Here is an 11,423-nt window from a genome sequence, read left to right as displayed (position 1 = left end):
GATAAGCAGAACTGGATCGCCGCATTCGAGAACACCGGCGGGCGCCCAGGGCGGCCCTCATGCGGCGCGTACCAGGCCATCTCCTTGTCCAGCCAGATCAGCAAAGACCCGCGCTTGCGGAGCGCAGCGTTGTAGGCGGACCAGTTCGTCGTGCGGTAGCGGGCGGGCTTGGGCTTGCTCATGACATCCGTCTAACCCCATGGATTCGTGTTGTGAATCCTCCAACGAGAGAGTTCTGCAACAATGCCGCGGAAGTGAGAAGAACGCTTGCGAACTCTGACGAGTTGAAATCTCTACACCTTGATCACTACGAAGAGCGACTGGCCTTGGAGATACATAATTTTTGGCCGATAATTCGCCATCAACCTAGCGGCTGGTAATTACCTTCCTAGCTATCAGTATTTGGATGCAAATTTCTATGTTTCCAGGTTGAATTGAGGAGTTGCCAGGCAAACCCAAACTGACCGAGCGTAGTCGACTCCAGTCGTTCTGATTACTCAGACGACAGTGGTCATTCTTGTGTATCGCTTCAAATAAGAATGCTTTGGCTGAGCGGTATTCGCCGGGGAAGAGTGAAGGGTTCCTGAAATGTCAAAACTTTTTGATAACAATAATGAAGTTCGGTTCGACAATATTGCGCCAATTTCTGAGGAACATTGGCATCGCATATCTTGGCATATCCACGGTGGTAACTTCGAATTGTTGACGCCCGCCTCTAGCAATGGAAGCGGCGTCCAACTGCTTCCTCAAATTGACGACGCACTTGTGGACGAAATCCTTGAAAACCTGGACGAGGAATTTGGTCGAAAGTTGGCGGAGTGCCTCTCAGAATACGGGTTCGCTGAAGTACCGGACGAAAGCCAGCGTGATTAGGTCAGGCGTCAGGGCCGCCGACATTGCTTTGGTCTCCTGAACATGATCTCGACCCAGTTGCGCTGTTTGTATCTGAAGAGCGCGTGCCCAGCAGGTGTAACGGCCAATAGAACGGCGCAACCAAGTACAGCAACCCTCTCCAAGGGTGCCCGCCAAGTACCCCGAGGTATCCTTCCAGGGAGCACTGTACTCCTTCAAAGGATACTCGCGCAGCCGTTGTGTGTTCTGAGCGTTCGCTGATCAGCCATCTCCCCTAGGGTGTGTGATGGCTCTTCGCCAGGATTATTTAATGACAGCGATGACCCGCACCGGATGCGCGGGCAACCGGACATTCGCTGCACTTTGACCAAAGAGCACGTTGGGCTCACTACCGACTTGCGGCGATGCGGCGGCAGGGTTGCTGCGAAACTTCACCAGGACGCTTCTCCCAGACGACGCCAGCAGCCCAAAGCGGCCGCATGCCTGGTGACACGTTTGGCGGGCCAGCACATGCAAGTGGGCGGATTGTGTGCATTCGCTGCATCCGCGAGAGCCACTCCTCTGATCTTGGAAAGCAGTCATTCAAAGGCTATGGGTCAATACCTGTCATGCAGCAGCCAACTCCAAGATCAGCAATTCGAAGAAAATGGACTTTGTAAAGTTTAGAAAACGGTCAAGCCGGACCTTGCCGATGCCGTGAATTGCTGCGGTGCGGCTTCTCCAGACCTGACTTTAGCAACATTTGTTTGGGTGCTCAGAGAGGTGCTGGTTGGGTCTGCAACCAAATCAGTGGCAGCAATGCGCAGATGGGCACTCGTTGCAAAATCATGACAGCAACGGCATTCATACCGACCAACCTCGGCCAATTCGGTCAACTAGCCATCTTGTTGATATTGCGGAAAAATTTCCCCAAAGCAGACGTTGCGCTCTAACCTTTAGGAAGCGGGCAATTTTTCATTGTGCCACAGCATTTCATTCCGGTTCGAACGACTTCTGAAATTAACTTTTCTTCAGTTTTGCGCCGTCTATGCTCAAGCAGAACCAGTTTCTCTACCGCCACGCGATTTGGGCAATCGGCCCGCAAAATCGCCCGATGCGCCCTATTGCACCCGTCAAAACACTCATCAGTTTCACAAGAGAACCTTCTGTGCCTCTTGTGCTTTTTTCGACACCCTCGTGGACAGGGCGACCTTGCGTTCACAAGTGTAGCCTTATCTTTTGAGAGGCGCGGCAGTGCTCCCGATAACCACCCTTTGGCCCGAAAGATAGATGTTCGCACCTCGTCAAGCCAACCAAGTGACTTAGCTATCTCCTCCATTTTCAACTGATCAATCGCTGCACTGCCATGACTTAATCCCGACGCTAGCGGCCATACCCCAAACTTTTCAGCATACCGCTGATTGTTCAGGTAGGCATGCAAGCTAGCCCACCAATCCTCGGCTTTTTCTACGGATTCAATCGGCGCTTCGGAATTATAGCCCAAGCAGAAGGTTGCGTCGGGATTGATATGGCGCTCAACACAACACAACGGCAATTGAGCATCTGCGCGCTGCTCCTCCACACTAACTCGGTTCTGACCATACGACCGTACTTTCAATTTGAAAGTACGCAGTTGGGTCTTGCGTGAGCCAGAGGGGGTCACCACGAATACGAGCTCATCAGCTCCTTCATTTGTTAATTCGGCCCAGGCTGGCTTGGCTTCCAGCAGTCTTTTGAGTGAACTCATTTTGCCTTCAGGTGCGCTCGTGGAGTGCTCACGTTTGAAGTGGAATGAGCGCGCGCATACAAGGGAGTTGAAGTCGCTGGAGGAGTAAACTCAGACAGACAAGTGGTAACATCTTCAAAGTTCATGTCACTTGAAAAGCCTTGCTCATCAAAAATGTCGTTTAAGGCAGAGGGAGCGGCTTTAAGTGCTTTTGGGCCAAACAACGTCCCATTTTCAGGGCATTCTTGCTGCATCTGCTCTGACCTGCTGGAAGCAACGCTTGAAACGAGGCGAACAGAACGCTCCCCTCTTATGCCAACTCTGGTAATGGGGGTTGGACCAAGCTCGGCACCAATGGCCAGACCAAGAGCTTCAATTCCATCCAACTCTTGCTGGCAAAGCTCGAAAGATGAACGTAGTCCTCCTGCGCATTTCGCAGCCAACGATACACTCCCTCGCTCGTTTGCTTGCAATCTGTCTCCTTCAGCAATCACAGCGTGGATGCAATCACCGATGAACCGTACTTTTCTTCCTCCAAAGTCGGCCTCCACTACATTCTGAAACTCCTGCCTGATGACAAAGAGAGCCAGCACAGCTTCGGCAATCTTGCCAGCTTGTACGGCTTCATCGACATAGTCTGTGTAGCCAGACAGGTCAGCAAACATCGAAACAAGCGGCATCCGCACGCTCCGGCTTGGAGAAAGCTCAGAGTAATCGATTTCGCTAAGTGGCGGCTGTTTATAGGAAAATTTGAACGACGGGTCTGTGATGTTCGGCATGATTCCGTTGTGGATTTCGCTCCGCCAATCAGACAACAGTGCCGTAGACTTACTCATGGCGTCTTGGACACCAAAAACGATGGTTCCATCATCGCTTCTACGTGCGGCATTAAGGCTGACAAAGTTCTGATCCAACCCGCTAAACCGCTCCAAAACACCAAGCTCTGGTACGTTTAGAAGCGCTCTGACCCGATCCGAAACATATACGCCTGGCTGGTCGCCATCGGCCAGCTTCGCAGCATGGTTTGCGGCGCTTCCCAAGAACATTGGTTCCTGTTCGCCGCTTGTCCCGTTGTTGATGGCAACGCATGTCCCAACATCCACGCCGATACGAAAACGAGCGGTAAACTCGTTGCCAGCAAGCGTTCTGTTGGCTTCATCCGCAACCAGTTGCAAGTCATGGATAAAGGCAAAAGCCTCGGCGATGGTTTCCCTAGTTACGCCCTGTCCAGATTGCCCAAGGACTACGGCATGCATTCTTCCACCGTGAAAATCTACGCGCTGCGCGGATGACTGTTCGATCACGCGGTCTGCTGCGCTGTAATGGAGATGCAGGAACCTGAGTGCTTTCTCATGGGACGCCTCAGTCTCCCGCTCTTCGTCTAGGCGATATTCGTCGTAGTTGGTGATCGCAATATAGATCTGAACGGTGTCGACGACGACTGCTTTGCCCTTCTCCAAGCTGAAAAGTGGAGGGGTAACGGCTTGTTTCTGAGCCATCAGAGCAGTTCTGTGCGCCTCATAAAGAGGCATGTAATCGTTGAAATCCTGGACGCTAAATGTAGGAGCATCCTCGATCAATTTTTTGATGCGCTTTTGCGCTGTTTGGTGTCGCCAGGACATGGCAGCTCCTATCAGTTGTTCGCGCCTGAGCAGACAGGAGCAAGTTCACACTAACTTTGACACTCCTACAAAATAGGACTTCATAATTTAATGTCAAGATGCTAGTGTTTGGGAAACTTGGGGGAGGCCACTGTGGAAGCGTTACATAACCTGAAGAGCAACATTCGAAGGCGGTTTGAGTTCATTGAGTTTTGCTTGAACTGGGACGGGAAAGTTGGTCGCCCTCAGCTTCAGGACCAATTTTCGATCTCACCTCAACAGGCGACAAACGACCTGACTACCTACCTGGATGCCTGCCCGGGGAACATGAACTATGACCCAAGACAGCGTGCATACATTGCGAACTCGAACTTCAAGCCGAGGCTCATTTCAGGTGAAGCATCTGAGTATTTTATGCATCTTGAGATGCTCGCCAAGAATTACAGGACAGAAGGCGAAATTTGGATAAATAACATACCGCAGGTTTCGACGGTATCAGTTTCCTCGCGGCCCTTGAGCAAAGTTACGGTGAAGGCCGTAGTGCAAGCGATCAATACTGAATCCGCTCTCCTTTGCGAATATGCTTCAATTAGCTCTGGCAGCAATAGTGAGCGCACGCTGTCACCAACGGCTTTAGTAAGTGACGGGCATCGTTGGCACATTAGGGCGTATCACTTCGAGAAGCAGCGCTTTGGAGACTATGTTCTTACACGCATGTCGCGTGCAAGAGTAGCTCCTCTGCCCGATCAACCGGTTCCTGCCGACGACGAATGGGCTGATAGCGTTACAATTGAGTTCTCCCCAGCGCGAGCGCTCAATGGATGGAGACGAGCCCAACTGGAACATGAGTATGAAATGAAATCTGGAAAGCTGAGGGTTTCGACAACTAAAGCGCTGCTATTTTATGTTTTGCGCCAATATGGATTCAACCCATACGACCTTGAAGAAAATGGAATGATGCGCAATGTCAGCAGCTTTCAGTTAGAGGTGTCGAATCTTGATGAGGTAGAAGAGTGTTTGCGAAGAAGAGCATAGATCATCAACCAATCATCACAGAGAACTCAGATCTTTCCCAAGCGGAAGTTGATCGGCAGATCGAGATTCTTAAGCGCAACGAATTGGTTGGCAATAGTGATGATTTGGCGCAAAAAATCTTTGAAGCCTCGACTATGCATACCTGCAAAAGAGGCTTCCAGATCATTTACGAAGGGGAGGAAAAAGACGACGTGTTCTTCCTTCTCTTTGGCGACGTCTCAATCACTCGGAAAGGCAAGGAAATTGATACCAAGTCTGCCCCGTCAAATATCGGAGAACTCGCGGCCAACACACCCGGCGACCCTCGCACAGCAGACATATCAGTTGTCTCAGAAACCGTACGGATGAGAGTTATCTCTGGTGCGGAGTTTCGTAAGATAAGGGATGCTAGCCCGGAATTTGAGAAGGCCCTCAATCGTTTCATAGCTAAGATGAACCGATCCAAGATTGCTCAGCTTGGCCAGAAAAGTACAAAAACAGGCATACCTTGGTATGTGCTGTCTGCCATAGTCAGCTTAGCATCTATGGTTTTGGCAGCACTTCTATTCTGGATGAGCGAGTTTAGCTGGCTTCAGTCGACCGCTGGCACTTTGTTAGTCGGAATTTTTGGCTTCGTGGCTATGCTATTGCTTAACCCAGACCTTATATACCGCAACATGTTTAGGTTTTCCGGTTTTGCGGTTGTTGGCCTAATAGCGTGGGGGTCGGCAAGCTGGGCTTTTAGGTTTGATGGAGCAGGCACTAAGATTCCTTTGCTGATAGATTTCAATGCTGGAGGAGAAATGAAGACAGCCGCCTTGGTTGGAAGCATTATTGCCCTTCTCCTGCTTGCAGGTCTTTCCGCACACCATGACCGAAAGATGAGCAATGTCTCTACGTAGCGGAGGGTGCTGTCGAATTATGACCTCGTCCGGTGTTCAGGGGGGCGGCATCAGGACCAGCCAATCTCTTGACGTGCTCCTCTAGAAGGTCCTCGCTTATAAGTTAAGGAGAGCACGTCACTCGCAGTATCCGTTTGACGCGCATTACACTCGGTTTGACATCGGCCGCAAGCATCAAGCGGACATCATGATCAAGTCGGCTGAGCTCCCAGCCCCAATAGTGGGAGGACGCTTTGGGCTGTCCACGCAGCGGTTCCAGCGAATGGTAGCTCCGTCCCGCGGAGGCATTGCTTGGGGTGAAATGCCGCTCTGGGGAAGCAGTACTGCTGCTACGGGAGCTCTGATGAATGGCAGGTTTCGGGCCGGGTGAAGAAACTCCAATACAGGCAAGCTTTGATCTCTGGGGTAGGTGCAACAGCTACCATCCAGCCTGGCAATAGAGAACAAGATGACGGACAGCCTCTGCCTTTTTCTGCCAGCGCCACTCACCTTGGACGCTGCAAGCGCACTTGCCCGCTGACAGTCCCAAGCGGTCCTTCAGCAATTGACCCATTGGCAAAAGCGAACCCTCACAGCACGAGCGTCGATCGAACGACGTCAGGGGAGCTGCAATTCACCGCAAGCGCTGCCCAGGATGCTTCGAGTGCCAACTTCTCGGGGGGAAACTGCTTTGAAATGTCAATCGGACGGCCGTAATTCGTAGCCGAATTGCAATCACAAGCAGCAGAATAATCGTCGTTTCTAGCTTGAGGTAGGATTGCAAGTACGCATATGTGTCGTGGAGTTACTTCGACCAACCACAAAATGGATGAAAAAGGGACGTCCGTTGCCTGATACATCAAGAGCCCCACAGATCTTTGCCCGGTTTTCAGGTTCTCGCGGGAAAACCCTTGTTATCGATGCCCTCAAGGAGCAAAAACCTGTCCTTGGCAATGTCAAAGCAGCTGAAGAGCTTTGGTCACATGGGCGGCTGGAATTTTTCCAAGAGGGAGAGCTTCTTGCCCGTGAGGATGATTGGGCCAACGAAATTGTGTTTATTCTTGCGGGAAGCGCGCACGTTAGTATCGCTGGATTCAAGGTTGCGGAGCGAAAGGCCGGTCAACATGTGGGTGAGATGGCATTGATTGATCCATCTCAGCCACGGTCTGCATCAGTGACTGCGGCTGAGCCGACGGTTGGTTTGGTCGTGTCAGAAGAACACTTCACCGCTACCGCATCCCAATTTCCAGATATGTGGCGGCAGATTGCCAAAGAGATTGGCGAACGGCTTAGACAGCGAAATAAATTCATTCGGCCGTCAAATCCGGTGCCATTCATGTTTGTCGCATGCGCGTCGGAATCTCTCCCCATCGCGAAAGCCCTGCAATCATATTTCGTTGAAAAGGAAGTCGTCGTCGAAGTATGGACAGATAATGTTTTCAAGCCCTCGCAGGGAACGATGGAGAGCCTGGAAGGGAAACTTGAAACGGCTGATTTCGCTGTCGCGGTCTTTAGTGCCGATGACAGGATTGAAAGCAGGGGAGTGGAAAAAGTGGCTCCGCGTGACAACACCGTCTTTGAGCTGGGGTTGTTTGCAGGTGCAATCGGGCGAGAAAGATCATTCTTTGCTGTTCAAAAGGGGGCCGACATTAAGGTTCCCTCTGATCTAGCAGGTATTTCTTCGTTACACTATGACTTGCCCAAAGAGAAAGGCGGGGAGCCAGATATTGCAGAGGCTTGCAGCGAAATTTTTGAACGGGTTTCTGCGCTGGGTCCGAGATAATCACACTTGAATTTAGGAACTTGAGATGGGCCTCAAGGCTGATTTGGAAGCAGACGTTAAGAAAATCTACACGGAACAATGGTCTCGGCGGGATGGTCGGAAAGTTCCTGAGGACGTAGATCTAAAGTCAGGAAATGACGCCGTCGATATCGAGGCTACGATTTTATATGCTGATCTCGACGAATCCACTAAGCTGGTAGACAATTACAAAGACTGGTTCGCAGCCGAAAACTATAAGACCTTTCTGCAGTGTGCGACAAAGATAATTCGTAGCGAAGGTGGCCACATCAGGTCTTTCGATGGGGATCGTGTTATGGGAGTATTTTTTGGAGGCACAAAAAATACTGACGCGGTTCGTTGTGGATTGAAGATCAACTGGGCTGTCAAAAACATCGTGCAGCTGAAGTTAAAAGAACAATATCCCAATACTAAATACGTTATGCGGCACGTGGTGGGTATCGACACGTCAAAGGTCATGGTCGCTAAGGCTGGCATTCGAAATAACAACGATTTGGTTTGGATCGGAAAATCAGCCAATCATGCCGCCAAACTATCTGCGCTGTCGCCTGACACACCCACTTGGATCACTAACACAGTTTACGACACCATGCTGGATAAGGCCAAGTTTAGCAATGACGGCACCAATATGTGGAAAGAAAAGACGTGGATCCAACGAAACAACCGTCGTGTTTACTGTTCGACATATTGGTGGCCATTGAGCTGAACGAGTGAAAGCCGCTATGGGCTCAGATGTCAGTCATCGCTAATGGGTCTTTGGTCTGCTTTCGGAAAACCAACCAGAGTTTGGAAAGTTCACTTACTGCAGCAAAGCGGGGCGTGGGTTCTCGTCGGGTGTGCAGCCGCAGCGAGCGGCAGCAAGGTCCCGCAGACTGTGAGTTCGATCATCTCCAAATTTGCTCGAGCGGCGAATGACCGGAAAGCGGGTTGCGACTGCAGCAACGTGGCGGTAGGGCAAAGGTCCGGAATGGGCCGAAATACAAGCCGCTTAGGGAGTCGGCTTAAGCACCGATACCTAAACTACGCGCTGTATCTCGCCTACGTCATTCTGTGGAACCGCAGTTTATGATGTTGACTGCCCGATCGCACTAGTCAGCGACGGTCTGTTCTTGATTGTTGGTGTCCTCCACCGACAAGGGAAGTGGTCGCATCGAGAGCACCAGAACAGCAGGTGAGATGACTTGGGGATCACCGAAAAAAGTCGGGTCATCTTCAGGTCCGGAACGAATGACCATTGCCGCATCGTCAAATGCAGTCAGCATTGTAGCCCAAATTTCGCAGTTCTTCGCTCCGCGCAGGCTGCGAATGCAGTCTGATTGCTGAAATGCGTCACTGGATAGTATCTCGGCCGCAGATATCGGTCCAATATTGCCAAACCGAACAAAGCTAAATCGTGCGTTTCGATCAAACATCATAGCAGTCAATGGAAACGACTTGATTGAAAGATCTAATGGCAATTCCTCGATTGCTCTTGTCGCGTTTCGGTTTTGAACCATAATATGTTGTGGTTGAATTAGCCTGAAGCCTGTCTGAATCATGTCCTGGCAGGCTGCAAACGTTTCGCCCCAACGGTTTTCTGTATCAAGATAATCCAACTGGACCGGCGTCTTTTCTTCGTCGTAAGTGTAGGTGTAGCGAGGGCCAACATTGGCCTCGAACAAGAATGGGACATTGAAATTCTGTTTGTTGGCATTGTCGCGATTTAGATCATCGAGGCACAAGACGGTGTCCATATTTGGAGCGGAGAACACACTGTTAAACGACACGCCATCAATTCTGTAGTAGCCCGCGATATCAGGGCTCCCAGCAGTTTCGCTATATCCGACGGGCACAATTCCCAGAACGGTGCTGTCCCTAGATAAAATTGACCACACATTTGCGATTGTAGGATTCACTGAAATGCGGCTGCCGTCATCGTCGATTGTAAAGAAATCCTGCGAGAGGTCAGGATGCTTTTCTCTGATGATATCGATCGAAGTTCGCAGTTTTAGTTTCAACCCAATTTGATTGACGGCGAAACCTGATTGTCCAAAATCCTGCCCACCACTTGTGGAGGAAACTATTGCCAGATCGAGTTCACCGCCCAACTCAGTCCATTCGAATGACTGAGGATATCCCGAGGTGGCATACAATGACGTGAGCGCGGCAATTTTGACGGCAGACTTTAACATGCTAGGTCCCCCTTCCGCGCAACAATTGTGACATCTAGTTGAAACCCGTCAGTTCGGTCGAATGACTGACTTCTGGGTTCCGCTCGCACTTGGATCATTCCATTGCTGCGCAAACCAAGCCCCCTTCGGACATCGCAGGTTATATCGAGTTCTCTAGGGCCCAATCCAATCTCGACATCTTGACCGCCGATCTTGAGTAGTAGCGCGTCTTCCCCCCTTGAAATCGCTTCCCGCCAGTCTGCCCCATAGTTCGGCTGTACAGAGATCGAGATGCGTTGGTCGTTTGCTGCATAAAAGCGAGCGCTTAGGTCTGATACTGATACATTATGGAAGTCTGCACTTGCGTCTGCGTCACCGTCCGACAGAAAGACCTGTAGCTTTCGGCGGTCGTAGAGTTCAAAAGTGTAAATCGCATCAACCCTTTGAGTGACAAGCTGCTCGAGGTCTGCAACCGACGGAGGATTTAGAATTGCCTGGACGACGTTGCTATGAGCAGCTTCCAACGCGATCAAGCCGTCAAGCTGACCACCCGAAATTTCATCTCTAAGGATGTAACGTACAATGCTTCGCAGCTGAGTATTATCACGAAGGTATGCTTCGTCTTCGTCATTCACGCTTTTCAGCGAAGAGGCCATACGTGAAATGAACCAATCTTCATTCTCTCGGCTTTCGAGTTCAACTTTGATCTCAGACGTTAACCAAGACCTCACTTCAGACTTCCAGAAAGCAAATACAATTGCGGCCAAAACTGTCAGAACGATAGGAAAAATCGCTGAATACTTGATAACCGTATCTAAGGAGATTGACTTGCCTTCTGACACGCTTTCTTGTTTCGGCTCTAATTTTTTATCAGGCATGCCGCGCCTCAAGTCCAATTGTGATTCTGTAGGATGAAATAATCTCTTGATGCTTCAAGAAGAATGCAGCTTGTAGCTGTTTTATGTCAAGGCCGTGAAGAACTTCGGACTAGGCCGTGTTGACAAAAGGGATTCACAGGCAGCGCTGAACGTGATTCAAGCTGGTATCTGCGATGGAGACCAGCTTGGCACGAGACCTTATGTCGGACGAAGAATGGGTGTTCTTTGAGCGTTTCATCCTTTCTGCCCGCGCCCCGAACGGACGTAAACCCGCCAACCACCGGCTCGTTCTTGATGGGATATTCTGGATTGCCCGGACAGGCGCGCCGTGGCGCGATCTGCCGGAAGAGTTTGGCAAGTGGTCGAGCGTCTACCGCCAGTTCCGACGCTGGACGCTGGCGGGGCTCTGGGAGGAGATCATGGACGCCCTGAATCAAAGCGGGGCCGTGCCTTCTGCGCATATTGCAGAGTAAGCAGAGCGCCCCGAAGCAGCGGAGAATGCGCGAGGTCGGGATGGTCATCGGCGAGAGTGCGGAATTCG

General features: G+C 50.9%; 10 protein-coding genes and 1 pseudogene. 6 read left to right on the top strand and 5 right to left on the bottom strand.

Annotation, left to right across the window (positions count from 1 at the left end; genetic code table 11):
• The coding region (locus A9D60_RS17695; RefSeq protein ID WP_175392904.1) for a transposase at positions 1–182 on the bottom strand (182 nt) is incomplete at its 3' end.
• Positions 183–588: 406 nt separating this feature from the next.
• Between A9D60_RS17695 and A9D60_RS17690 the strand changes: the two genes are divergently transcribed.
• Positions 589–873 (top strand): hypothetical protein, encoded by a 285-nt coding sequence (locus A9D60_RS17690; protein WP_065268809.1) that lies wholly within the window; start codon positions 589–591, stop codon positions 871–873.
• 907 nt (positions 874–1,780) lie between these two features.
• Here the strand turns inward: A9D60_RS17690 and A9D60_RS26175 are convergent.
• Together A9D60_RS26175 and A9D60_RS17685 are read right to left on the bottom strand one after the other, a co-directional pair.
• Complete coding sequence (locus A9D60_RS26175; protein WP_141117962.1) at positions 1,781–2,578, bottom strand: E2 domain-containing protein; 798 nt, start codon at positions 2,576–2,578, stop codon at positions 1,781–1,783.
• The gene (locus A9D60_RS17685; protein WP_065268808.1) at positions 2,575–4,179 is read right to left on the bottom strand and encodes an adenylate/guanylate cyclase domain-containing protein; all 1,605 of its coding nucleotides are present in this window, start codon (positions 4,177–4,179) and stop codon (positions 2,575–2,577) included. Before A9D60_RS17685 ends, A9D60_RS26175 begins: the two co-directional genes overlap by 4 nt.
• A 132-nt stretch (positions 4,180–4,311) precedes the next feature.
• Here A9D60_RS17685 and A9D60_RS17680 point away from each other — a divergent pair, with 132 nt between their 5' ends.
• The 4 genes from A9D60_RS17680 (at position 4,312) to A9D60_RS17665 (ending at position 8,560) form a co-directional block, all read left to right on the top strand.
• Entirely contained in the window at positions 4,312–5,193 is an 882-nt protein-coding gene (locus tag A9D60_RS17680; protein WP_141117961.1) for a WYL domain-containing protein, read from the top strand.
• A complete protein-coding gene (locus A9D60_RS17675) occupies positions 5,172–6,074 on the top strand; it encodes a Crp/Fnr family transcriptional regulator (RefSeq protein ID WP_141117960.1) in 903 nt (300 codons plus the stop codon). The genes A9D60_RS17680 and A9D60_RS17675 overlap by 22 nt, the downstream gene beginning before the upstream one ends.
• 826 nt (positions 6,075–6,900) lie before the next feature.
• A complete protein-coding gene (locus A9D60_RS17670; protein WP_217492069.1) occupies positions 6,901–7,836 on the top strand; it encodes a TIR domain-containing protein in 936 nt (311 codons plus the stop codon).
• A 25-nt stretch (positions 7,837–7,861) separates the two neighbouring features.
• Positions 7,862–8,560 (top strand): adenylate/guanylate cyclase domain-containing protein, encoded by a 699-nt coding sequence (locus A9D60_RS17665; RefSeq protein WP_065268804.1) that lies wholly within the window; start codon positions 7,862–7,864, stop codon positions 8,558–8,560.
• Positions 8,561–8,942: 382 nt separating this feature from the next.
• On the opposite strand, the gene A9D60_RS17660 is transcribed toward A9D60_RS17665, so the two are convergent.
• Both A9D60_RS17660 and A9D60_RS17655 read right to left on the bottom strand, forming a co-directional pair.
• Positions 8,943–10,025, bottom strand: a complete 1,083-nt coding sequence (locus A9D60_RS17660) for a hypothetical protein (protein ID WP_065268803.1) — start codon at positions 10,023–10,025, stop codon at positions 8,943–8,945.
• Positions 10,019–10,882 carry a hypothetical protein gene (locus tag A9D60_RS17655; RefSeq protein WP_065268802.1) on the bottom strand — a complete coding sequence of 288 codons (864 nt, stop codon included), beginning with the start codon at positions 10,880–10,882 and terminating at the stop codon, positions 10,019–10,021. Before A9D60_RS17655 ends, A9D60_RS17660 begins: the two co-directional genes overlap by 7 nt.
• 173 nt (positions 10,883–11,055) lie before the next feature.
• Between A9D60_RS17655 and A9D60_RS17650 the strand changes: the two are divergent.
• Positions 11,056–11,334: pseudogene (locus A9D60_RS17650) on the top strand (transposase); the annotation flags it as partial.
• Between the last annotated feature and the right edge of the window lie 89 nt (positions 11,335–11,423).

Source organism: Leisingera sp. JC1 (genome assembly GCF_001679925.1).
Taxonomy (GTDB): Bacteria; Pseudomonadota; Alphaproteobacteria; order Rhodobacterales; family Rhodobacteraceae; genus Leisingera.
This window is presented reverse-complemented; position numbering and strand designations above follow the sequence as displayed.